Origin of the sequence: Sphingobacterium sp. InxBP1 (assembly GCF_026191775.1) — a bacterium.
Lineage (GTDB): Bacteria > Bacteroidota > Bacteroidia > Sphingobacteriales > Sphingobacteriaceae > Sphingobacterium > Sphingobacterium thalpophilum.
In genome coordinates this window covers 236,344-257,515 of the sequence record NZ_JAINDX010000047.1, presented here as the reverse complement: position 1 = coordinate 257,515, position 21,172 = coordinate 236,344, and the positions used below count along the sequence as shown (strand labels likewise).

Sequence of the window (21,172 nt, the reverse complement as noted above, 5' to 3'; positions counted from 1 at the left end):
GGTTCCGAAAAGAGATAGCACCGGCTATCGCCAATCTCTAGGCAAGCTTGGGCGGTTGCCAGATAGAGAAATAGGCGTCCGGACAAAAAGGAGGCTTATACAATCCATAGGATTGCAGACCATCTATTGTGATGGGTGCTGAAAGTCCCTCCTCGTGAGGGGAAATAATAGGATTATACTGCAGCGCAGTGCGGCAGGTTTTCTCATTGCACTGCTTGTTACAGTCTGAATCGTGCTGATCAGATTTCGAAGGCTGGCCACCGGATTTTTTAGGATCCGACTTTTCTTCTTTGCAACAGCTTTCTGCTGCGGTATCACTTGTGTTCTGTTCGTTTTCTGCGCAGCAGGATTTTTCTACCTGGGGTTTTTCAGAATTTCCGTGGCAGGCAAATGTCCGGCCCGGCACTAAAAATAGCGCTAGAATACACAGAATTAAAACAATATTGCCTTTTGTCCACATACAAAAAAACGAACTTATTACAGTCTATCACTACAACAACAGTATTCGTGATGTTTTTACATAATAAAGGTCGTTACTATTTTTCAGTTTACTGTTATAATATTTTTTATTTTTTTTATAGAATTTCCATTCCTATTTTTCCTGCTCTTTGATCCATTTGAGCATCAACAGGCAGCCGGGTGCATAAACGCCGCCATGATCAAAGCCCTGCAACTTATACAACACTGTGTTCGTATGCCCCGTCTGTTTTAAGATCGCTGCCAAATGGGCGTTTTCTTCATATCGTGCCGGTAGTTCCAGCCGTTCATCACCAGTAATCAGTAAAATGGGTGGCGCATTCTTCCGCGCATGAGATATCGGCGCATATTCGTCGATCTGAGGTATGACCATCGACTGTCCTCGCTCTTTCTTAATGGTATAATGTGTATTCGTCTGTCCGCTGATAGGTGCCAGTCCTTTTATACGGCTATTAGCGATTCCATAAGGTTGCAAGTAGCTGCTATCCAAACCAACCATCAACGCCAGATAACCACCAGCCGAATGACCCGAAATATAGATCTTACCGGGATCACCCCCATAAGAAGATATATGAGAAAAGGTCCATGCAACAGCTTCTGCTGCATCTTCTATATAGCTTGGCGCCTTGGCTCGGGGACTTAGCCTATAATTGACCGCCACAACAGCTACGCCCTTTTCCTTTAATTCAAGCGGGATAAACTTATTGCCCTCTTCCAGCCCCCCGCCATGGAACCATACAATTGTTGAAAACCCTTTTTTTCCCTTAGGGATATATAGATCAAGCTTACACCGCTCCTTTTTATAAGCATCCGTATCAGCATTTTTACAATAGCTGATATTTTCTATTGTCTGATAGTTCTGAGCAAGAGCACAGCCTTGCGAAATCAGTAAAAAGAGGATAAAAAACAACCTGATAGACATCGTATAATGGGTTTAAGTATTCAGATTCATAAAGTTAGCAAAAACTGCTTAAATTTCTTTATCGAAATTACAAAAGCATTACACAAATACCTGCTGTTCCTAAACGAGCTGTGTCGTGCTTACTTTTCGAGCAGTGGGCATAATTATCTTCGATCCGATATAACAAATAGCCAAAAAACCTGTTATTAGAGATAACAAGAGGTTACATCAGAAAACAATCGACATAAGCATGGAAAAAATAAACATACAAACATCGATTAACGTGCGTGTGGAGACCATATGGAATGCATACACTTCTGCGGAGGACATTATGCAATGGAATCATGCTGCTGAGGACTGGCATTGTACAAGTTCGACCAACGATCTCCGTATAGGGGGTAAATTTAAAAACCACATGGAGGCTAAAGATGGATCTGCTGGTTTTGATTTCGTGGGGACATATACAGCACTTGATCCTTTTAAACGGATTGCCTATGACATGGCCGACGGTCGTCATGTCGAAATTCATTTTGATTCCAAAAAATCCTCTACAGATGTCAGCATAATTTTTGATGCAGAGTCTGAGAATCCTATTGAAATGCAGCGTGAGGGCTGGCGGGCCATATTGAATAATTTTAAATCATATGTGGAAAAAACATATGGCATACTTCCCTGACAGGACCTGCCAATCAATATGATACCGAATCAGGGGTCTTCGGACAGGTACAAAAAGGGATACTTGGATTGCTCCTGACAATGGTTATCTTTGGCTAAAATTTGACACTCGATCAAATTGCCCGGAAGCAATTTCCAGCAGAAAATTGATAAAGACATACAATATGACAATAATTAACAATTATGAAGAGTATAAGGCCTTTGAGGGCAAGTCATTAGGCGAATCTCAATGGCATAAAATCGATCAAAGACAGATTAATCAGTTCGCGGACGCAACTTTAGACCATCAATGGATCCATCTCGACAGTGAAAAAGCAAAAACAGAAAGCCCATTTAAGTCAACTATCGCACATGGCTACCTGACCTTGTCACTCATTCCTTATTTGTGGAAGCAGATTGCCGATGTTCGGAACGTCAAAATGGAAATTAATTATGGCATCGAAAATTTGCGGTTTGCCCAGCCGGTCCTGGTCGACAACGAAGTGCAGCTGCACACCCATGTTAAAAGTGTCGTCAACTTGAGGGGTGTGGTCAAGGTTACCATTGAAGCGACATTGAAAATAAAAGACAATACCAAACCCGCCTATGTCGGAGATGTGATTTTTTTATACCACTTCAATTGACGCCAACTGCACAAATTGAACCAACTTTTGAATATGCTGGATGGTTTAACAATAAAACAAGTTACGGATCATAAGGACTATCCTTATGATCTGTTGCTTTTGGCGGATGAAACTATAGCCGCAATTGAGAAATATCTTTTCAAGTCTACTGTCTATGTTGTGCAGGTACAGGATCGCGTCGTCGCCGTATTCTGTCTATGTCCAATAGACGATACGACCTTAGAAATAAAAAATATAGCTGTTTCTCCTCCCTTTCAGAACAGTGGACTAGGAAGCGGCATTTTGCGCTATATACAGCAAACATACGCAGATCAATACCCTAATCTCATTGTGGGAACAGCCGATTGTGGTACGGATCAGATCCGCTTTTACGAACGCAACGGTTTCGTGAAATACGCCGTCCGTAAGAATTTTTTTATTGAGAACTACGAACAGCCTATCTACGAAAATGGTCAATTGTTGAAGGATATGGTTCTGTTGAAGTATTGTCGACCTGAATCGCAATAAAATGACGATGTCGTTTCCGGATTTCCTAAAGACATATACTAAATAATGAAACTAACAGCGATACATCCAAAATTGCCGATGCGTGACAAGGCAGTCACAAGCGATTTCTATTTAAACCAGCTTGGTTTCTCAAACTGTAACAGCGAAGATTATCCCGATTACCTGATGATCCGAAAAGATCAGGTTGAAATCCATTTTTTCGAGTACAGGGAACTCCCACCAGAAGATAACTATGGTATGATCTACATTCGCACAGACGATATTCAACAACTCTATCAATCCTTCCTGAAGAAGAACATTGCCATTCACCCCAATGGCGGATTAACGCGTAAACCTTGGGGACAATGGGAATTTTCCATCTTGGACCCCGATAATAATCTACTGACTTTTGGGCAGGCAGAATAGTATGACTTTACCAAGCGAGGCAAATTCCACAACGTCTACGTCTGCTTATTGTCAGCGGATCAAGAAGCTCAGCGAACCTTGAACAATCAGCATAGGATTTACCTCACCCCTAACCAAATAAGTCCGAACTCAAATAGCGGTCGCCGCGGTCGCAAGCGATAAACACGATAACGCCCCGGTCGATTTCATTGGCAATTTTTAACGCTCCGGCAAATGCGCCACCTGTACTCATACCAGCAAATATACCTTCCCGCCGTACGAGCTCACGCGCGAGTTCCGTTGCTTCCTGCTGGGAGATATCGATCACCCGGTCCACACGGCTTGGATCAAATATTTTGGGCAGGTAGGCTTCTGGCCAGCGTCTGATACCCGGGATGGAAGACTCCGGCGTAGGTTGACAACCCACGATCTGTATTGCAGGGTTCTTCTCTTTTAGATATATCGAATTACCCATGATAGTTCCCGTAGTGCCCATGGCGCTGACAAAATGGGTTATTTCTCCAGCTGTATCGCGCCAGATTTCCGGCCCAGTGGTTTTGATATGGGCCTTATAGTTATCTGGATTGGCAAATTGATTTAGAATGAAATAGCCTTCCTGAGCTGCCTTTTGCTCTGCATAGTCGCGACATATTTCCATGGATTCCAGTAATGTGACCTTTGCTCCATAGGCTTCCATCGTCAGGGTTCGCTCCCTTGTGGAAGAGGCAGGCATCACCAGTTCAAGGCTTAAGCCATAGATTCCAGCAATCATGGCCAGAGCAATCCCTGTATTGCCGCTGGTCGCTTCGATCAGCTTGCTTTCTTTTGTAATTTCGCCCCTTTCCATAGCCGAACGGATCATATTTAATGCCGCCCGATCTTTGACCGACCCCGCAGGATTGTTACCTTCCATCTTCGCAAAGATCTTGACCTCTGGATTTGCGTGAAATTGGGTAATCTCTACCAATGGCGTATTCCCGATGGTATCTATAATATTTCCCATAAATATCTATATGATTGGTTTTGAATCAATAAATTTCGATGTAGCCTGATGGTAAACGGTCGTATACGGCTCCACTGAACTGGTCAGCCAAACATTGCCACCAATGACTGAATGGTGGCCAATATGCGTTTCACCCCCCAAAATAGTGGCACCCGAATAAATGATCACGTGGTCTCCAATAGTGGGATGACGTTTCACATTCGAATACACCTTGTCCACGCTGAGCGCTCCAAGCGTTACCCCTTGATAGAGTTTGACATAATTACCGATTGTACAGGTCTCACCGATCACCAGCCCCGTCCCGTGATCAATGTGCAAATGATGACCGATGGTTGCAGCGGGATGAATATCGATCCCTGTCTTGGAATGTGCATGCTCGGTCAGAATCCGTGGAATTAACGGGATCCCCAGACGATGCAGTTCATTAGCCATGCGGAAAATACAGATCGCAAAAAAACCGGGATAGGTACGAATTACTTCCCTTTTGTTCTGCGCGGCCGGATCGCCGTCCATCAGCGCATCCGCATCCCAGCACATCAGTTCATAAAGCTCAGGGATACGTTCAAAAAATTTTCGGGCTACTTCCGCATGATTACAGCTACCACAAGCTTTTGATTTGCTCAAAAGCTGCTCAAGCTCTAGTTCAAACTGTTCAAAAGCGAGCTTTACATCATCCACAGATCTCATTTCGCCAGAGTTGCGCTCCGGAAAAAGCAGATCCAGAATCCTTGTCGCCCAGCCACAGATCTTCTTGTTGGACGGCATTTCTAAAACAGCCAGCTGCTGCTCGTAGATATGTTGATAAAAATCATGCATCTTCAAAAGTAAATATGACAACAAATATACTATAATATTGATAGATTAACCCTTTTTATCAAAAAGACAGGCTATCAAAGCGGACAATCAGAGAACCAGGCGCTCAAACAGCTGCTGTAGTGTAACGTCAGGATCCTCACATAATCCCGGATGCGAGGCTGAACACTGGATGACGGTGCTCCGTTTGGCTGTAAGCCAGCGGAAACGTTCTGTCATGTCCAGTGTAGCCAGCATGCCGGCACCTTTATCTCCCTGACATATCCGCTGAAAAGACGAAAGATGGTTCTCAATCAGCTCCAGTTCAATAGTTGGGCACAACGCTCTAACTTTTTGTTCGTCCACAGCATAGACCATCTTAGCAAAGCGGTATTTACGGCAATATAACGCAATACCAACGTTGATAAATTCCTCACGTTCCACACGCGGCACAAGCCGTACCACAGCATACTCATACAAGGTTTTTTCGGGCATCTTCAATCTGTTTTACAAAAATGGATGAATTGGCAACACGCTGTTTTAAAAAGGAAACATACACCTCTCTTGCATCCGCTGCCGACAGTTCGCGTTCGGGATCTTCCAGCCACCCGTCGGGCACAACTGCCATTATTTTTCGGAAAACTTCCTCGGTGAATAACGGGCGGTATGCCGCTTCGACCGCCGCCACGCTTGTCGCGTTTTTTAAAAGTACATGGTCTCTGATTTGAACAAAAGGTTTGACGGCCTGTTCTTCCCAATTGTCCCAGCTGTGGTGAAAATATAATGATGCTCCGTGATCAATCAACCAAAGCTCCTTATGCCAGATGAGCATATTGGTATTGCGGACCGTGCGGTCAACATTCATCAACAGGGCATCCAGCCAGACAATTTTTGAGGCTTCCTCAGCACCGATCACATCAACATTGGCATCGAATGTAATTGCACCACTCAAGAAATGTAATCCCAGATTTCTGCCCACACTAAATTTAAGGAGATCCTGAATCTCCTCATCGGGTTCTGTACGGCCAAAAGATTCATCGAGGTTGGCAAACACAATTTCCGGCACCCTTAACTGGAGTAGCCTGGCAAGTTCACCGCCAATCAATTCAGCAATCAGTGCCTTACGCCCCTGACCTGCGCCTCTAAATTTGATCACATAACTAAAACCATCATCGGCATCCACTAGGGCAGGTAAAGACCCGCCTTCGCGAAAAGGCTGTACATACCGGATAATCTCCACTTCGCGAATAATAGGTTGTTGAAAACTCATGAATATCTTTTTACTTTTATATACCAAAGGCAGTCACTGCCCCGGGAACCGTTCAATGAAACTAAATTGTATTTATTTTCGTATCCTGATCCGTTCGATAGATCAAATTTACCGAACTCCGCTTTACCTACGAACTTTTACCTGACAAAATATCTTGATAATTGTAATTTATTTTGTGAATTAGCGTAAATCATACATTAATTTGACCTTCAGAAGTATTATTTTCTAATTATATTTGTCATATAATCTCGACTTGTCTCATCAAGTTCTTCAAACGCAATATGGATACTATGCAGGAATATAACAGTGTGATCAAGCACTGTCAGGATTTATTTATAAAAAAAACAAAAGATTATGGTACGGCCTGGCGAATTATGCGTCTGTCCTCCATTACAGACCAAATTTACATTAAAGCACAGCGTATACGGACCTTAGAAATCAAAAAAGTATCCAAAGTCGGCGAAGGCGTAGTGGATGAGTATATTGGGATTATCAACTATTGTATCATGGCACTGATTCAGATCGATCTTGGTGAAGATGGCGATGACAACCTGGATCCTGCTTTTGTTAATCAAAAATATACAGAAAAAGTCACCCAGACGCGTGACCTCATGTTAGCGAAAAATCATGATTATGGTGAAGCGTGGCGTGATATGCGCGTATCTTCTATGACCGATCTGATTTTGATGAAAATTCATCGGGTGAAGCAGATTGAGGATAACGACGGGCAGACGATCGTTTCCGAAGGCATCCAGGCCAATTACCAGGACATGCTCAACTACGCCGTTTTTGCATTAATTAAGTTAGGATTAGCACAACAATAAGCAGATGATGACAGCAGCAAAGCAGCATACAAAAACAAATTACCTACTGGGATTTTGTCGAATTTTCACAGGACTTCTTTTTATTTTTTCTGGATTGATAAAGGCTAACGATCCGACAGGGTTTGGTTATAAGCTTCAGGAATATTTTGAAGTTTTTCACCTGACCGTTTTCAATGATTACGCTACTGCTATTGCTGTTGTGATCTGTGGATTTGAAATTCTTTTAGGAGCTTTATTACTGTTTGGTGTTTATGCCAATACTGTAGCCTGGGGTCTGCTGCTGCTAATTTTATTTTTTACGTTTCTGACCTTCTATTCGGCATTTTTTGAAGTTGTCACTTCCTGCGGGTGTTTTGGCGATGCCATTCCTTTGACGCCTTGGCAATCGTTTTCAAAAGATCTGATCCTGCTAGCCCTTATTTTAATTATATTTTTTAATCGCAGGCATATCCGGTCGATTATTAAAGGTTCGGGCAATCAGTTTTTCGTCACGCTGATCACTGTCATCGTCTCATTGGGCATTGGTATCTATACGGTCAATTATCTCCCGTTTATCGACTTCCTACCGTATAAAGTCGGCAACAATATCCCCTCATTGATGGTATTGCCCGAAGGCAAAGAGGGCGATGTGTTCGAACAGCTCTACACAATGAAGAATAAAAAGACTGGAGAAACAAAACAGGTGAATGACAAAGTGTATATGGCGGATAAACTGTGGGAAGATGAAACTTGGGAAATAGTGGGTGAACCAGAAAGCAGATTAATCAAAAAAGGCTATGATATCCCCATTCCAGATCTGTTGATTACGGATGCAGACGGTGCTGACCATACCCAGGAGATTATCAATAATCCATATTATAACCTGCTGATTGTAGCAAAGGATCTTTCTACAGCAAATCTCGACGCTATACAAAAGATCAATCAAACCGCCACTCAGCTCTCAAAAGACTATAATGGTCTTCGGATTGTCCTGTTGACTGCTTCCGCATCTAAAGACGCGCAATACCTCAGCGATAAAATGCAGCTGATAGCCGAAATTTACTATGCGGATTTGATCCCTCTGAAAAGTATGGTAAGAGCTAATCCGGGTGTACTCCTGTTGAAGGGCGGAAATGTCATGGGCAAATGGCATTACCATAATTTTCCTGAAGCAAAAACGATTGAAGAGAATTTTTTAAGTAAAGACAAGTAATAACATATGCCAAAACCTATTTTTTTGATTGGTTATATGGGCAGCGGAAAGACGACGCTGGGAAAAAAACTAGCCAATAGATTAGGCCTTCCTTTTATTGACACCGACGAGGAAATAGTCAAAGAGATCGGTATGACGATCACCGAATATTTCGGCCAGTTTGGGGAGGATGAATTTCGGAAGCTTGAGCGTGCACAGCTACGCAGGTTTGCCGACAACTATGCAGTCATTTCTACAGGAGGTGGTGCACCCTGCTTTTTTGACAATATGGAATGGATCAAAGCCAATGGCTATGCGATTTATTTATATATGACACCAAAGGCTTTGTTCGACCGGCTTTCCCAGTCAAAGCTGCACAAGCGCCCTATTCTCATTGGAAAATCCCCCGAAGAACTCAGGGCTTTTATAGAAGAGAAGCTGACAGAAAGAGAACCCTATTATACCCAAGCCCATTTGACCATCGATCAGCTCAATACGACAGTGGAGGATTTGGTAAGCATGATCAATCAGCATAATAGATAATATGACAAAGGTGCTACGCTATTTATTGCTCTTATGGGTCTTTACGCTGGCAAGCTGCTTTCGCCATAGCGGTGACACCGAAGGGCTGCCTGTGGGCAAGCGTATTCAGCTGACCTCGGCTGAGGACCTTTATCAGTTCCTCACCTATGACGACAATAGATACCCGCTGGTCAGTCTGCATCGAGGTGGCCCGAGTTCAGGATATCCTGAAAATGCGCTTGAAACATTTGCCTATAACGCCAGCCTACAGCCGGTAATTGTCGAATGTGACGTTCGCCTAAGCAAAGATTCAGCTTTGGTGCTTATGCATGACAACACGCTGGACCGTACAACCACAGGACATGGAGCAGTTAAAAGCCTTACCTTGGCCGAACTCAAAAAGCTACGTCTCGTGGATAATAATAAAAAAATAACACCTTATAAAATACCGACGCTAGACGAAGCGCTCGCTTGGGGAAAAGGAAAAGTTATTTTTACTTTGGACATCAAAAATGACGTACCTTACGAATCTGTGATCAATGCCATCCGCAAACAGCGCGCTGAATCGAGTGTGGTCATTATCACCTACAGCGCAGGCCAAGCCAGCAAAGTACATAACCTAGCGGGAGACCTGATGATTTCTGCCTCCGTCAAAAACCTTGATGACCTTGTCCGGCTCAGCGAAAAGGACATTCCTGATAATCGCCTGTTGGCTTTCGTCGGCAGCCGAGAAGCGGATCCCCAATTAACCAAAATATTGCACGATCATGGAATTATGTGCATATTGGGCACTCAGGGAAATCTCGATAGACAAGCGACGAAAAAAGGCTTTCAGATATATGCAGGTTTTATCGATCGTGGCGCTGACATACTAAGTACCGACCGCCCCACCGAAGCCGGACGGGCTCTGAATTTTTATATCAAAAAACGCGGAATAACTTCGAAGTTTGTGCAATAAACCGTGCCTATGGTCTACCACACCTGTCGGTTGGAGGCAGCCAGACTGTCACGCACAAAGTTTGTCACTTCATCATCGTCACCGGCGTCTGTTAGGCGTTTCCGCAACATTCTCAGCCAGTCCTCCAGCGCATCGGGCACTGTTTCGCCACTGCCAAAAATCCCGCGCTGTGGATCTGGGCCAAGAAGACACCAGTAGGAAGTCTCTTCCTGAAACACGACCGGACGCAATTCCCTTATTTCCACAGGCAGGTCTGCCGCATTATAGTCGATCGGAACAATCTTCTCTGTCGCAATTTTCATCTGTTCCATAGCATATCTACAATTTTTTGAGTTCTTCTTCGGGCCAGGTGATCAGTTCCTGAAGCAAATAAGTTTTTGGCTCCTCCTCATCCGCAAATTGTGCCAGAAACTCCTGCAGGTTTCCGTCTACTTTTAACAGCTTTCCATCCTGAATCACGTCGTAGCCTTCACTGATCCACTGCTCAATCTTTTTTCTGTCAATCTGAATATCTTCCATGTTATTTACGATCATGTACGGTTACATGACAAGAACAATACTTTTCCAAATATCGTTTCCTTTTTTTGTATGACACAAGTACTGAAGATCAACATTAAGGAAAGAGGGATTTAGTAACAACAAAAATCAAACTCCTCAATACAAACATTTTACACAACAAAACACAATTAGAGTCATATTTTCATTTTTTTTGGCAAACTATTTGTTGTAACAGCGAAAGTTTTCATTTCAGAAACACAACGCTAACATTATTTTAATATCATGAAAAAAGTAATTCTACCTATTCTAACACTTTTTGCATTTATTTTTGCTGTCAATCAACAGGCGAATGCCCAGACACCTTACCGCACTGCGATTGGTCTCGGAATCGACCTTGGTGACGGCCAGTCATTATTCGGACCGCAGATCAAGCATAATTTTGGCGGCAACGATGCAGGAAACGCGCAAGTATTGTTTGGAGACAATATCACGGTTGTGGGAGTAGACTATTCGTATAACCAACGTATTGCTGGCACCCGCGGTTTATCTTGGTATATTGGTGTTGGTCCACAAGTCTCTTTTATTGACTATGGAAAATGGCACGATGACTGGGACGACGATTATCATTGGAAAGATGGCGATACCCATACAGACTTTGCTATCCGTCCAGCATTAGGGTTAGAGTTCCGCATTCCTTCTGCGCCGTTGGCGATGCACTTCGACTGGAAACCATGGTGGAATCTGTCTCATGGCTCTAACTTCGAACCTTCGCGTTTCTCATTGGGATTCAAATTTGTTCTAAAATAAAAGAAAATAGAGTGTTAAAAATCCTGCAGACGTCAAGTCGCAGGATTTTTTTATAATTACACAAATTGTTAATGCGCAGAACAGGTTTCTCCAAACATATCGGAACTTCGGGCGTTACCTTTGCGATGACGTCTGGTTGTCACTCCACAAAGTCGTTTTCTGAATACCATCTGGATGCCGAACGCCAAACTATTACCTCAGGGGCTGTATACGCAGAAGAAACAATTCGTTGATGATCATGGTCAGTCACCAATCAGTACTTGAAATATCGCCTCCGGGATGGGTGACAACAAAAAAAAGCCTTTGAAAAAATCCAAAGGCCTTCTATAATGTTTAAGACAAAAGCACAATTAGGCTTTCTCTTCTTTTAATTTCGATGTTTCATTTTTCGGTTCTTTCTCTTCAAAGCCTGAGCGTAAGATAGCATCCCATAAGGAAGAGCTCACCCCAAAACCTTTTTCTGGATCAGAATAATGATGTAACATATGATGCTGTTTAATCCGTTTGAAGATACCGCTCTTAAAATTAGCATGGTGCATGGCGTAATGGCATTCATCATAGATCAGATAACCCACCATGAATCCCGAAAAAAAGCAAGCTAGAATAAATTCGTTCGAAAAAAACAGGGTAAAGCCCAAATAGACCAATATGGCCAAAGGAATACTGGCAGATAGTGGCATCACCAGACGCATACGGTCTCTTGGGTAATCATGATGTACACCATGAAAAATAAAAGCTATGCGTTTGCCCCACTCGGTGGTTGGATGATAATGGAATACCCAACGATGCAATGCGTATTCGAAAGCAGTCCAGAAGGCCAGACCGAATAGAAAGTACCCGATATATGTCAACAACGGCACATCGCCCCAAACGAGAGCTTTATACGAAAAGAAAATTACTACAGGTACATAGAAAATCAAAGGTACACTCCAATGCACTTTCGTCAAAGACTCCAAAAAGTCATTTTTGAACATGCGCGTAGATTCCGTAGAATTTGAAACATAATTACGCTTTGCCATAATACTATTTTATTATTCCCTCACAAAAATACGTATTTTAAGCACAAATGAAGAAGGCTGCGTAAGAGAAAAACAAAATATTTGACCTTTTTAATAAAAAAGTTAAACACCTAATAGAATAACATCGCTAAAAAAACCTTTTAACCGATATCTTAGCTCAAATTTCACGATAAGCCAGACCAGGTTCTTTCGTATGACAACGCTGCAAAATTGACAAAATCAAGACAGTTTGCTACTTGAAGCTGACTGTTCCACCGACCATTTTCTTTTCTACGCGTTGTTCGGGCTTTCCATACACATCGATGACGCCGCCACCGCGTGTCTTTGTTTCAATTGTATCCAATGCATATACCTCCGCTTTTCCTCCTCCGTTTACGGTCACTGTAGTCGTTGCTGTCTTAAAATCTTTCCCTTCATATTTACCGCCAAAATTGGAGATCACCTCCTGCTTGTCTGCCTTTCCATAAAGCGCAACTGTTGCGCCGGAGGTTACCTTCACTTCGGTGGTTTTCGCGTTGGCATGCAGGTCAACCAGGCCGCCTTCAGATGCATAAACTTTCAGGTGATCTGCGACAACTGGGTCATTGGCTGTTGCGAATACCTTCGCCCCCTTCTTGGCCTCCACATTCTTCAGGCTCTTATAGTACACCTTTACCGATATATTGCCGCCTTGTAACATGTTTAACGTGTTCATCTTTAATGCGAGCGCACCGTTTGTATTGACTACCTTGATGTTTTCATAATTCTGTCCTTCAAATGTCACTAATGACTCATTGGATTTGATTAGTTCCACCTGTATTTTGTCCGTCGCCATGACCGAACTGAAATCACCAACATTTTGTTTCGCTTGGCCAAACGCAATCTGACCCATCAATAAGAAAACTGCACTAATTCCTAAAAATTTCATTTTTATACCATCTATTTTAAATTCCCATACCTGATTTAAGAATGTTATTGTATCGATATCCCACCCTCCAGGTTTCCCCCTGCTGCTTCAAAAAATACGCCAATCCCGTTTTTGAATTCCGTTTTTAACCTATTTTGACAAAAGATTGTCTTAAACTTCGGCACAAAAAAAACGTCCCATAATTACTTATGGGACGACTTCCTAATCATTCATTCAAGCAAACTACAATTTGCTGTTGACGTCTACCGCATTCAGATCGGCGAATGCTTCTTTCAGACGGGCAACAAATGCTTCCTCACCCTTGCGTAACCATACGCGGGGATCGTAGTATTTTTTGTTCGGAGAATCAGCTCCTTCAGGATTTCCGATCTGCCCTTGCAGATAGTCATGGTTTTTAGCTTCATAACCTCTAACCCCATCCCAGAAAGCCCATTGCATATCCGTATCGATATTCATTTTGATCGCACCATAAGAAATCGCCTCGGCAATTTCCTCAGGCGAGGAACCAGAACCGCCATGGAAGACAAAATTCACAGGTTTTTCAGCAGTGAGATTATATTTCTCGCGGATATATTCCTGAGAATTATGCAAAATTACGGGTTGCAATTTCACATTACCAGGTTTATATACGCCGTGCACGTTACCAAAGGCAGCAGCAACCGTAAATTTGTCAGATACTTTCGACAATTCTTCATAAGCGTAAGCCACTTCTTCTGGCTGTGTGTATAATTTTGAACTGTCTACATCTGAGTTGTCAACACCGTCTTCTTCCCCACCGGTTACCCCCAATTCAATTTCCACAGTCATGCCAAGCGGCTTCATGCGTTCCAGATATTTTTTTGAAATTTCAATATTTTCTTCAATCGGTTCTTCGGACAGATCCAACATATGCGAAGAGAATAAAGGCTTACCATGTTGTGCGAAGAACTTTTCACCAGCGTCCAACAAGCCATCGATCCAAGGTAAAAGCTTCTTAGCAGCGTGGTCAGTATGCAAGATAACCGCTACACCATAATGCTCCGCTAATAAATGTACGTGCTGTGCTGCAGACACCGCTCCCAATACACAAGCTTTCAAGTTATCATTGTTCAATGATTTACCTGCATAAAATTGTGCACCGCCATTTGACAATTGAATAATTACTGGAGAGTTTACTGCTTTGGCAGTTTCCATCACCGCATTGATAGAATTAGTTCCGATAATGTTTACTGCAGGCAAAGCAAATTTGTGCTTTTTAGCAACTTCAAACAACTCTTGTACTTGATCTCCTGTCAATACACCTTTAAAATCTTTTAGGCTCATATTACTGTTATTGATTTATTTAAATCTTATTAATTCTTAAAGCTACTAAATTATTAAAAATAATTATTACTTCCTAATTTTTATAGTGTACTAAATACACTATCATTTGAAAACTGTAAAAGGGGCCAGTTGAATTGCATGTTATGCCGAAAGAACAGGATGCATATGCTGGCTACCGTCGTACAATATTCGATCAAAAAAATAAATAGACTAGATCACATCTTGCGAAAAGATTCGGGGAATCATTAAATTTGGGCTCACTAATTTGTTACTATTATGCTACAGGTATACGGGATCAAAAACTGCAATACGGTAAAAAAAGCCCTGACATGGCTTGAGGACAACCAGATAGCTTTCCAATTTCACGATTTCAAAAAGGAAGGTGTCAGTGACGAAAAGCTAAAAGCATGGGAAAAGTCGGTTGATTGGCAGGCTCTGCTTAATAAGAAGGGAACCACCTGGAAAAAACTGTCACCCGAACAGCAAGCTCGGGTAGTGGACGTCAAGAGTGCCAATGAGGTATTAAAAGAGCATACCAGTATGATCAAACGTCCTGTGATTGAATATAATAAGGGTATTTTGCTCGGATTTAACGAAGAAGAATATCAGAACAATTTAAAATAGTTGTTACAAGCTCCTTTGAAAAGGAGCTTTTTTTTGCCTTATGCACTTTTCATTGTATATTGGAGCGATTAACGTAATTAAAATTCTAAGAAATATGATGAAAAGTGTTGCCCTAGCTTCCTTAAGTCTAATTGCACTAAGCTATTCTTTGCCGTCCTTTTCCCAGGATCAAAATTCCAAATACAGCTATACAGAGGCCTTTGCGCCATTATTTTTCAATAATAACGGCAACGATTATCGTTCTGCAGCAGGAAAACCGGGTGCTGCCTACTGGCAGAATGCGGCAGATTATAAAATACAGGCATCGCTCAACGACCAGAATGATCAAGTAACTGGCACTGTTGAAATCACCTACAGCAACAACAGTCCGGACAATATGGATTATCTCTGGCTACAACTGGACCAAAATATGTTTTCCCAGCAGGGCCGCGGACAGCTTATTTCACCACTAACAAATAGCCGGTATGGTGATGCCAATTCCACCTTTGATGGTGGCTACAAAATCCAGTCCGTGACCGATGTGAGTGGCCATGCGATTGAGCATATCATTGACGATACTCGCATGCAGCTTCGACTACCAGCGCCATTGAAAAGTAAAGGCGGAAAAATTTCCTTCAAAATAGCCTACCAATATACAGTACCACAATATGGCGCTGACCGTACGGGTATCCTTGACACCAAGAATGGTAAAATATATGCTATAGCGCAATGGTTTCCCCGACTCTGTGTTTACGATGATATCCGTGGCTGGAATACGCTACCTTATACAGGGCCGGGAGAATTTTACCGCGAATTCGGAAATTACCAAGTAGAGATTACGGCGCCGGCCAACCATATCGTCGTCCTCGGAGGGGAGCTGCTAAACCCGCAGGAAGTTTTTACTGCAGAGCAGTTCAAAAGGTACCAGCAAGCACAGCGTAGCGACGAAACTGTATTGATACGCTCTGCCGAGGAAGTCACTGTAAAGCGTTCCAGACCGGACAAAAAAACGCTTACCTGGAAGTACCAGTTAAATAACGCACAGGATATTGCCTGGGCTTCTTCAACGGCTTTTATTCTGGACGGTGCCAGGATAAATCTGCCCAGTGGCCGAACGGCTTTGGCTCTATCTGCCTACCCTGTGGAAAGTAATACTAACAATGCCTGGGAACGCTCTACAGAATACACCAAAGCTGCTATTGAAATTTATTCCAAAAAATGGTTTGAATACCCTTATCCCGTTGCTGTCAATGTAGCCTCCAACGTTGGTGGAATGGAATATCCCGCCCTTTCATTCTGTGGTAACCAAGCGAGAGCAGGATCCCTCTGGGGCGTGACCAACCACGAATTTGGGCACAACTGGTTTCCCATGATCGTCGGATCCAATGAACGCGAGCACGGCTGGATGGACGAAGGGTTCAACACGTTTATCAACGAACTGGCTACAGAAGAGTTCAATAACGGTGAATATTACCGTTCTCAAGCCAGCCGATCGTATATTTTTACGGCTCAGAACCTTGAACCCATCATGAGTACGCCACAAAATATGAAAGAACGTAATATCGGCGCGCTCGTATATTACAAGCCAGCTTATGGCCTAAAACTATTGCGCAACGTTATCGTCGGCAAGGAGCGTTTCGATTATGCCTTTAAAAAGTATATACAGGAGTGGGCCTATAAACATCCGACACCCGAAGATTTCTTCCGTGCTATGGAAAACGGTACCGGCGAAAGCCTCAACTGGTTTTGGCGAGGCTGGTTTGTCCACAATTGGCAAATGGACCAAGGCATCAAATCCGTGTCTTATGCCAACAATAATCCAATGCATGGTGCACTCGTAACTGTCGAGAATCTCGAAAAACTTCCTATGCCGATCATCGTGGAGGCCACTACCGTATCAGGCAAAAAAATCCGGAAAAAACTGCCGGTGGAAATCTGGGAACGGAATCAGGTCTGGCAGTTTAAAATGCCGACAACCGAAGCGCTGCAATCCGTAGAACTGGATCCAGAGCATGTGATGCCTGACAAGAATCCCGACAATAATATATGGAAGGCAAATTAGCACAATAATTCAAAATCTATTCGTTATTTTTAGGATACGCAATCCAGCCGGGCGGCGGTAGCCGAGATGTATGGCCGCCCAGTGGGGATTGAACCATAAACACTATGCCTGCATGATACAAAACGCCTTTGCGGATATCTGATGCCAGGAATGTAAAAAACAAAGCTTAAAACCAAATTTATACGGATGAAAGTCATACACACTATTGTTACCTGCTTATTGATCACGTTGACCAGTGGACAGCTATTTGCCCAGGAAAAAACTAAAGGCATTATTATGGAACTTGTCAGTGGTGAAAAAATCGAAGCTGCCCAGATTCAGAACCTTCGGAACAAAGAGGAGGTGCAGACCAACAAAGATGGTTCTTTTGTCATCAATGCCAACATAAACGACCTTTTATTGATCAAAGCACCTGGATACGAACAGGATACTGTCTTCATATACGACAACAGCTTACGCAGAATCTATCTGAACCGACTGAACAATACAATCGAACTGAATCAGGTCATTGTCGAGCGGATGACTGATAGTCGCCTGGCAGCAGAAATCCAGCGCGAAAAAACCGCTGGAAAATATTCGGACGCCAGTCAGAATCGCGGCGGTATCCGTATTTCCCCAAGTCGGATATTCAGCAAAGAAGGAAAACGAGCCCGCTCTAACTACAAACTCCTAGTCGCCGAACTGGAGAAAAGAACTGTCGACCGTCGATTTACTGACAACCTAATCAAGGAGCTGACACCATTGGACGGCGCTGAACTTGCCTTATTTAAAGAACAATTCAGACCCTCTTACAAGTTCATACAAAACAGCAGTCAGGAGTCACTAAAAGTCTATATTATGGACAGTTACAAAAAATTTAACGAGAAAAAATAAAAAACCATCCATTATCACCTTAGTGTCAGAAGATTTAAACTGTAATAATTTTTATTTCAGTTTAAAACCTTATGCATTATCTTTGTGTTATTAAAACAAATCAGCAATAGGATGTTACACAATCTTAGATTCGCAACAGCACTACATATTATGGTATTGGCGCAATTGGACGAAACCCTCCGATGGCTCCCGTCCGAATATATTGCTTCCAGCATTCAGATCAATGCCAGTGTAGTGCGGAAAGAAATCGCCTCTTTGAAAGCAGCATCCTTATTGGTCAGCAAAGAAGGTAAAGGCGGGGGGATTCGAATAAACACTGAACTCGAAGACATCACCTTGGCAGACATTTACCTCAGTACCAAACAAAATGAGCTACCGGGCAAATTCAACAACCCGAATCCGGCTTGTATTGTAGGTAAAAATATCAATTCCAAATTGCAGGTGCTCTATCAGGAAGTCGACACTGATATCATTCGGCATTTGGAAAAGATAAAGCTGAGAGATTTTAGTAACACATTTAATACGTAAAGACATGAAAGTAGCAGTCATTGGATCCACTGGCTATGTTGGATCACACCTTGTAAAAGAATTAGCCGAGCGCAACTACGACGTCATCGCGATCGCGCGTCATATTGACAACATTCCTTCCGGCCAACGGATCGTTAGGGCCGAGATCGACATTCACAATCACCAACAGCTTGTGAATGCATTGAAGGGAGCAGACGTAGTGGTCTCGGCTTTCAATGCCGGCTGGTCAAACCCTAACCTTTATGAAGACTTTACCAAAGGTGCATTGGCCATCCAGCAAGCTGTTAAAGACGCCGGAGTGAAACGTTTTATCGTTGTCGGCGGAGCAGGGAGTCTAGTAGTCGATGGTAAACGTCTTGTGGATTCACCAGACTTTCCAAAAGAAATTAAACCAGGTGCGCTCGCTGCCGCCGATTATCTTGACACGATACGCAAAGAGCAGGAGCTAAACTGGACAATGATCAGCCCCGCCATTGAGATGAATTCCCAGGCGGGTGGCATCCGCACTGGCAAATACCGGACTGGCCTGGACCATCCTGTATTTGATGCCGAAGGCAGGTCGAGGCTTTCGGTTGAAGACCTTGCGGTCGCTATCGCCGACGAAATCGAGCAAAAACAGTTCATTAACCAACGCTTTACGGCGGCATACTAATACAAATAGGCAACTGAATCAGATTTAATACAAAATTTTATCACAAAAGGGAAGCGCGATCTTCCCTTTTGTCGTTGATATCATTTATATTTGACATTAATTAAACAATTAAAAGGCTAAATAATCGTAAAGAATTAATCCTATGCTATTTAAGAAATCGATTCCTCAGCTGATCGCGGAGGCAAATGAAAATGGTGAACATACGCTCAAAAGGACGTTGTCGAGCACAGGCCTGATCGCGTTGGGTGTAGGCGCCATCATTGGGGCAGGACTATTTTCCTTAACTGGAATTGCCGCTGCTGAAAATGCTGGCCCAGCTGTCATCTTATCTTTCATTATTGCAGCCGTAGGCTGTGCTTTTGCCGGTCTCTGCTACGCCGAATTTGCTTCCATGATTCCAGTGGCGGGAAGCGCCTATACCTATTCCTATGCCACCATGGGTGAATTTGTTGCCTGGATCATCGGCTGGGATCTTGTCCTGGAATACGCTCTGGCCGGAGCCACAGTAGCCGTCAGTTGGTCGCAGTATTTTAATCAGCTGTTAATGATATTCCATATCCATTTGCCAGACATGCTACTCAAGGGCCCCTGGGAAGGTGGCGTAGTCAATCTGCCCGCTATTATCATCGTCTGCCTGCTTTCTCTCCTATTGATGCGGGGGACGCAGGAATCCTCTACAGTAAATAATATATTAGTTATTTTAAAAGTAGGTGTAGTCCTGATTTTTATCGCCTTGGGCTGGAGCTTCATTAATCCGGCCAATCACGATCCTTTTATTCCCGTGAATCCAGGCGAAGAAATGGTTAAGAGCGGTCAACAGAGTCTCATGGCCTTCCTCAAAAGCGACGATTTTGGGCATTTTGGAATCAGTGGGGTATTGCGCGCAGCTGGTGTCGTATTCTTTGCATTTATTGGTTTTGACGCGGTAAGCACAGCAGCCCAAGAAGCCAAAAATCCGAAAAAGGGCATGCCTATCGGTATCATCGGCTCTCTCGTCATCTGTACCTTGCTGTATGTGCTCTTTTCCTATGTAATGACCGGTATCGAAAACTATACCATGTTTAAAGGTGACGCCAAACCCGTCGCCACTGCATTTGCTAAAACAGGTTACCATTTCTTGAATACAGCTTTGATTATTACGATTATTGCAGGTTATACATCGGTCATCCTTGTTATGCTACTTGGCCAGAGCCGTGTATTCTATTCGATGAGCAAGGATGGCCTTCTTCCCAAAGTATTTTCAGATCTTTCCAAAAGGCAGACACCTTGGAAAACAAACGCAATCTTTATGGTATTTGTGAGCATCTTTGCAGGATTTGTACCAGTATCAGATCTTGGCCATATGGTTAGTATAGGTACTCTGTTTGCCTTTACGCTAGTTTGTGTCGGCATATTGGTACTGCGCAAAACCGATCCAAAATTGGAGCGCCCCTTCAAAACACCACTTGTTCCTTTTGTGCCTGTTATGGGTATCCTCGTATGTGTACTGATGATGGCATCTTTACCGATCGAGAGCTGGGAACGTCTCGCGATCTGGTTAGCCCTCGGCTTATTGATTTACTTTGTGTATGGCAAAAAGCATAGCGTTATCCGTAAGCAGCACCAAAATCAACAGTCTGTCGAATAAGTATAGCATACAATAAAAGCATTCCTGATTCTGCTTTCAGCAGGTGCTGTCCAAAACATTGGACAGCACCTTTTCTTTTTCAGCTTTCTATCTCCTACACCAGCCACTTCGTCGTTCAAGATGCCAAACTACTTATGACAAGTATAAGATTAGAAGATTTAGCGACCGAACTTATTCCTGGACTGAG

27 protein-coding genes are annotated in these 21,172 nt (G+C 43.1%); 16 read left to right on the top strand and 11 right to left on the bottom strand.

Annotation, left to right across the window (positions count from 1 at the left end; genetic code table 11):
* Positions 1–37 precede the first annotated feature (37 nt).
* Positions 38–460: a hypothetical protein gene (locus tag K7A41_RS16800; protein WP_265714595.1), complete on the bottom strand. Its 423-nt coding sequence runs from the start codon at positions 458–460 to the stop codon at positions 38–40.
* A gap of 132 nt (positions 461–592) precedes the next feature.
* Positions 593–1,399, bottom strand: coding sequence for an alpha/beta hydrolase (locus K7A41_RS16795; RefSeq protein ID WP_028072380.1), 807 nt, complete (start codon positions 1,397–1,399; stop codon positions 593–595).
* 229 nt (positions 1,400–1,628) lie between these two features.
* Here K7A41_RS16795 and K7A41_RS16790 point away from each other — a divergent pair, with 229 nt between their 5' ends.
* The 4 genes from K7A41_RS16790 to K7A41_RS16775 all read left to right on the top strand — a co-directional run bounded on the left by K7A41_RS16790 (position 1,629) and on the right by K7A41_RS16775 (position 3,588).
* Positions 1,629–2,054 carry an SRPBCC domain-containing protein gene (locus K7A41_RS16790; protein WP_028072381.1) on the top strand — a complete coding sequence of 142 codons (426 nt, stop codon included), beginning with the start codon at positions 1,629–1,631 and terminating at the stop codon, positions 2,052–2,054.
* 163 nt (positions 2,055–2,217) lie between these two features.
* Positions 2,218–2,676, top strand: a complete 459-nt coding sequence (locus tag K7A41_RS16785) for a MaoC family dehydratase (protein WP_028072382.1) — start codon at positions 2,218–2,220, stop codon at positions 2,674–2,676.
* 33 nt (positions 2,677–2,709) lie between these two features.
* Positions 2,710–3,183, top strand: a complete 474-nt coding sequence (locus K7A41_RS16780; protein ID WP_037534561.1) for a GNAT family N-acetyltransferase — start codon at positions 2,710–2,712, stop codon at positions 3,181–3,183.
* A gap of 45 nt (positions 3,184–3,228) precedes the next feature.
* On the top strand, positions 3,229–3,588 hold the full coding sequence (locus tag K7A41_RS16775) for a bleomycin resistance protein (RefSeq protein ID WP_037534563.1): 360 nt from the start codon (positions 3,229–3,231) through the stop codon (positions 3,586–3,588).
* 109 nt (positions 3,589–3,697) lie between these two features.
* On the opposite strand, the gene cysM is transcribed toward K7A41_RS16775, so the two are convergent.
* The 4 genes from cysM to K7A41_RS16755 all read right to left on the bottom strand — a co-directional run bounded on the left by cysM (position 3,698) and on the right by K7A41_RS16755 (position 6,632).
* A complete protein-coding gene (gene cysM / locus K7A41_RS16770) occupies positions 3,698–4,570 on the bottom strand; it encodes a cysteine synthase CysM (RefSeq protein WP_265714594.1) in 873 nt (290 codons plus the stop codon).
* A gap of 6 nt (positions 4,571–4,576) precedes the next feature.
* Entirely contained in the window at positions 4,577–5,386 is an 810-nt protein-coding gene (locus K7A41_RS16765) for a serine O-acetyltransferase (RefSeq protein WP_037534565.1), read from the bottom strand.
* An 87-nt stretch (positions 5,387–5,473) separates the two neighbouring features.
* On the bottom strand, positions 5,474–5,857 hold the full coding sequence (locus tag K7A41_RS16760) for a DUF3037 domain-containing protein (protein WP_265714593.1): 384 nt from the start codon (positions 5,855–5,857) through the stop codon (positions 5,474–5,476).
* Positions 5,835–6,632 (bottom strand): HipA family kinase, encoded by a 798-nt coding sequence (locus K7A41_RS16755; RefSeq protein ID WP_265714592.1) that lies wholly within the window; start codon positions 6,630–6,632, stop codon positions 5,835–5,837. The genes K7A41_RS16760 and K7A41_RS16755 overlap by 23 nt, the downstream gene beginning before the upstream one ends.
* 281 nt (positions 6,633–6,913) lie before the next feature.
* Here K7A41_RS16755 and K7A41_RS16750 point away from each other — a divergent pair, with 281 nt between their 5' ends.
* The 4 genes from K7A41_RS16750 to K7A41_RS16735 are packed head-to-tail and all read left to right on the top strand — an operon-like array spanning position 6,914 to position 10,107.
* Positions 6,914–7,456, top strand: a complete 543-nt coding sequence (locus K7A41_RS16750; protein WP_265714591.1) for a DUF1599 domain-containing protein — start codon at positions 6,914–6,916, stop codon at positions 7,454–7,456.
* A 4-nt stretch (positions 7,457–7,460) separates the two neighbouring features.
* Positions 7,461–8,648 carry a BT_3928 family protein gene (locus tag K7A41_RS16745; protein WP_265714590.1) on the top strand — a complete coding sequence of 396 codons (1,188 nt, stop codon included), beginning with the start codon at positions 7,461–7,463 and terminating at the stop codon, positions 8,646–8,648.
* A gap of 6 nt (positions 8,649–8,654) precedes the next feature.
* Complete coding sequence (locus K7A41_RS16740) at positions 8,655–9,170, top strand: shikimate kinase (RefSeq protein ID WP_028072391.1); 516 nt, start codon at positions 8,655–8,657, stop codon at positions 9,168–9,170.
* 1 nt (position 9,171) lies between these two features.
* Positions 9,172–10,107, top strand: coding sequence for a glycerophosphodiester phosphodiesterase family protein (locus K7A41_RS16735; RefSeq protein WP_265714589.1), 936 nt, complete (start codon positions 9,172–9,174; stop codon positions 10,105–10,107).
* A 14-nt stretch (positions 10,108–10,121) separates the two neighbouring features.
* Here the strand turns inward: K7A41_RS16735 and K7A41_RS16730 are convergent, their stop codons facing one another.
* The gene (locus K7A41_RS16730) at positions 10,122–10,418 is read right to left on the bottom strand and encodes a hypothetical protein (RefSeq protein WP_265714588.1); all 297 of its coding nucleotides are present in this window, start codon (positions 10,416–10,418) and stop codon (positions 10,122–10,124) included.
* A gap of 7 nt (positions 10,419–10,425) precedes the next feature.
* A complete protein-coding gene (locus K7A41_RS16725; RefSeq protein ID WP_265714587.1) occupies positions 10,426–10,641 on the bottom strand; it encodes a hypothetical protein in 216 nt (71 codons plus the stop codon).
* A gap of 246 nt (positions 10,642–10,887) precedes the next feature.
* Here K7A41_RS16725 and K7A41_RS16720 point away from each other — a divergent pair, with 246 nt between their 5' ends.
* Together K7A41_RS16720 and K7A41_RS16715 are read left to right on the top strand one after the other, a co-directional pair.
* On the top strand, positions 10,888–11,412 hold the full coding sequence (locus K7A41_RS16720; RefSeq protein ID WP_265714586.1) for a hypothetical protein: 525 nt from the start codon (positions 10,888–10,890) through the stop codon (positions 11,410–11,412).
* Between the two features lie 71 nt (positions 11,413–11,483).
* Positions 11,484–11,645: a hypothetical protein gene (locus K7A41_RS16715; RefSeq protein WP_265714585.1), complete on the top strand. Its 162-nt coding sequence runs from the start codon at positions 11,484–11,486 to the stop codon at positions 11,643–11,645.
* Between the two features lie 117 nt (positions 11,646–11,762).
* Here the strand turns inward: K7A41_RS16715 and K7A41_RS16710 are convergent, their stop codons facing one another.
* The 3 genes from K7A41_RS16710 to fbaA all read right to left on the bottom strand — a co-directional run bounded on the left by K7A41_RS16710 (position 11,763) and on the right by fbaA (position 14,640).
* Positions 11,763–12,431 carry a sterol desaturase family protein gene (locus K7A41_RS16710; protein WP_232048688.1) on the bottom strand — a complete coding sequence of 223 codons (669 nt, stop codon included), beginning with the start codon at positions 12,429–12,431 and terminating at the stop codon, positions 11,763–11,765.
* Between the two features lie 232 nt (positions 12,432–12,663).
* Positions 12,664–13,338: a head GIN domain-containing protein gene (locus tag K7A41_RS16705; RefSeq protein ID WP_265714584.1), complete on the bottom strand. Its 675-nt coding sequence runs from the start codon at positions 13,336–13,338 to the stop codon at positions 12,664–12,666.
* A 222-nt stretch (positions 13,339–13,560) separates the two neighbouring features.
* A complete protein-coding gene (gene fbaA, locus K7A41_RS16700) occupies positions 13,561–14,640 on the bottom strand; it encodes a class II fructose-bisphosphate aldolase (RefSeq protein WP_265714583.1) in 1,080 nt (359 codons plus the stop codon).
* Positions 14,641–14,916: 276 nt separating this feature from the next.
* On the opposite strand from fbaA, the gene K7A41_RS16695 reads away from it, so the two are divergent.
* The 6 genes from K7A41_RS16695 (at position 14,917) to K7A41_RS16670 (ending at position 20,985) form a co-directional block, all read left to right on the top strand.
* The gene (locus K7A41_RS16695; RefSeq protein WP_265714582.1) at positions 14,917–15,264 is read left to right on the top strand and encodes an ArsC family reductase; all 348 of its coding nucleotides are present in this window, start codon (positions 14,917–14,919) and stop codon (positions 15,262–15,264) included.
* 94 nt (positions 15,265–15,358) lie between these two features.
* On the top strand, positions 15,359–17,305 hold the full coding sequence (locus tag K7A41_RS16690; RefSeq protein WP_265714581.1) for a M1 family metallopeptidase: 1,947 nt from the start codon (positions 15,359–15,361) through the stop codon (positions 17,303–17,305).
* 186 nt (positions 17,306–17,491) lie between these two features.
* Positions 17,492–18,178 carry a hypothetical protein gene (locus K7A41_RS16685; RefSeq protein ID WP_265714580.1) on the top strand — a complete coding sequence of 229 codons (687 nt, stop codon included), beginning with the start codon at positions 17,492–17,494 and terminating at the stop codon, positions 18,176–18,178.
* Positions 18,179–18,289: 111 nt separating this feature from the next.
* The gene (locus K7A41_RS16680) at positions 18,290–18,706 is read left to right on the top strand and encodes an RrF2 family transcriptional regulator (protein WP_265714579.1); all 417 of its coding nucleotides are present in this window, start codon (positions 18,290–18,292) and stop codon (positions 18,704–18,706) included.
* Between the two features lie 4 nt (positions 18,707–18,710).
* The gene (locus K7A41_RS16675) at positions 18,711–19,358 is read left to right on the top strand and encodes an NAD(P)-dependent oxidoreductase (protein WP_265714578.1); all 648 of its coding nucleotides are present in this window, start codon (positions 18,711–18,713) and stop codon (positions 19,356–19,358) included.
* A gap of 142 nt (positions 19,359–19,500) precedes the next feature.
* Positions 19,501–20,985, top strand: coding sequence for an amino acid permease (locus tag K7A41_RS16670; RefSeq protein WP_028072404.1), 1,485 nt, complete (start codon positions 19,501–19,503; stop codon positions 20,983–20,985).
* Positions 20,986–21,172 lie beyond the last annotated feature (187 nt).

Bases quoted from the DNA above. Each gene is read 5' to 3' on its own strand.
- K7A41_RS16800 (WP_265714595.1), bottom strand. From the start codon at position 460: ATGTGGACAAAAGGCAATATTGTTTTAATTCTGTGTATTCTAGCGCTA.
- K7A41_RS16795 (WP_028072380.1), bottom strand. From the start codon at position 1,399: ATGTCTATCAGGTTGTTTTTTATCCTCTTTTTACTGATTTCGCAAGGC.
- K7A41_RS16790 (WP_028072381.1), top strand. From the start codon at position 1,629: ATGGAAAAAATAAACATACAAACATCGATTAACGTGCGTGTGGAGACC.
- K7A41_RS16785 (WP_028072382.1), top strand. From the start codon at position 2,218: ATGACAATAATTAACAATTATGAAGAGTATAAGGCCTTTGAGGGCAAG.
- K7A41_RS16780 (WP_037534561.1), top strand. From the start codon at position 2,710: ATGCTGGATGGTTTAACAATAAAACAAGTTACGGATCATAAGGACTAT.
- K7A41_RS16775 (WP_037534563.1), top strand. From the start codon at position 3,229: ATGAAACTAACAGCGATACATCCAAAATTGCCGATGCGTGACAAGGCA.
- cysM (WP_265714594.1), bottom strand. From the start codon at position 4,570: ATGGGAAATATTATAGATACCATCGGGAATACGCCATTGGTAGAGATT.
- K7A41_RS16765 (WP_037534565.1), bottom strand. From the start codon at position 5,386: ATGCATGATTTTTATCAACATATCTACGAGCAGCAGCTGGCTGTTTTA.
- K7A41_RS16760 (WP_265714593.1), bottom strand. From the start codon at position 5,857: ATGCCCGAAAAAACCTTGTATGAGTATGCTGTGGTACGGCTTGTGCCG.
- K7A41_RS16755 (WP_265714592.1), bottom strand. From the start codon at position 6,632: ATGAGTTTTCAACAACCTATTATTCGCGAAGTGGAGATTATCCGGTAT.
- K7A41_RS16750 (WP_265714591.1), top strand. From the start codon at position 6,914: ATGGATACTATGCAGGAATATAACAGTGTGATCAAGCACTGTCAGGAT.
- K7A41_RS16745 (WP_265714590.1), top strand. From the start codon at position 7,461: ATGATGACAGCAGCAAAGCAGCATACAAAAACAAATTACCTACTGGGA.
- K7A41_RS16740 (WP_028072391.1), top strand. From the start codon at position 8,655: ATGCCAAAACCTATTTTTTTGATTGGTTATATGGGCAGCGGAAAGACG.
- K7A41_RS16735 (WP_265714589.1), top strand. From the start codon at position 9,172: ATGACAAAGGTGCTACGCTATTTATTGCTCTTATGGGTCTTTACGCTG.
- K7A41_RS16730 (WP_265714588.1), bottom strand. From the start codon at position 10,418: ATGGAACAGATGAAAATTGCGACAGAGAAGATTGTTCCGATCGACTAT.
- K7A41_RS16725 (WP_265714587.1), bottom strand. From the start codon at position 10,641: ATGATCGTAAATAACATGGAAGATATTCAGATTGACAGAAAAAAGATT.
- K7A41_RS16720 (WP_265714586.1), top strand. From the start codon at position 10,888: ATGAAAAAAGTAATTCTACCTATTCTAACACTTTTTGCATTTATTTTT.
- K7A41_RS16715 (WP_265714585.1), top strand. From the start codon at position 11,484: ATGCGCAGAACAGGTTTCTCCAAACATATCGGAACTTCGGGCGTTACC.
- K7A41_RS16710 (WP_232048688.1), bottom strand. From the start codon at position 12,431: ATGGCAAAGCGTAATTATGTTTCAAATTCTACGGAATCTACGCGCATG.
- K7A41_RS16705 (WP_265714584.1), bottom strand. From the start codon at position 13,338: ATGAAATTTTTAGGAATTAGTGCAGTTTTCTTATTGATGGGTCAGATT.
- fbaA (WP_265714583.1), bottom strand. From the start codon at position 14,640: ATGAGCCTAAAAGATTTTAAAGGTGTATTGACAGGAGATCAAGTACAA.
- K7A41_RS16695 (WP_265714582.1), top strand. From the start codon at position 14,917: ATGCTACAGGTATACGGGATCAAAAACTGCAATACGGTAAAAAAAGCC.
- K7A41_RS16690 (WP_265714581.1), top strand. From the start codon at position 15,359: ATGATGAAAAGTGTTGCCCTAGCTTCCTTAAGTCTAATTGCACTAAGC.
- K7A41_RS16685 (WP_265714580.1), top strand. From the start codon at position 17,492: ATGAAAGTCATACACACTATTGTTACCTGCTTATTGATCACGTTGACC.
- K7A41_RS16680 (WP_265714579.1), top strand. From the start codon at position 18,290: ATGTTACACAATCTTAGATTCGCAACAGCACTACATATTATGGTATTG.
- K7A41_RS16675 (WP_265714578.1), top strand. From the start codon at position 18,711: ATGAAAGTAGCAGTCATTGGATCCACTGGCTATGTTGGATCACACCTT.
- K7A41_RS16670 (WP_028072404.1), top strand. From the start codon at position 19,501: ATGCTATTTAAGAAATCGATTCCTCAGCTGATCGCGGAGGCAAATGAA.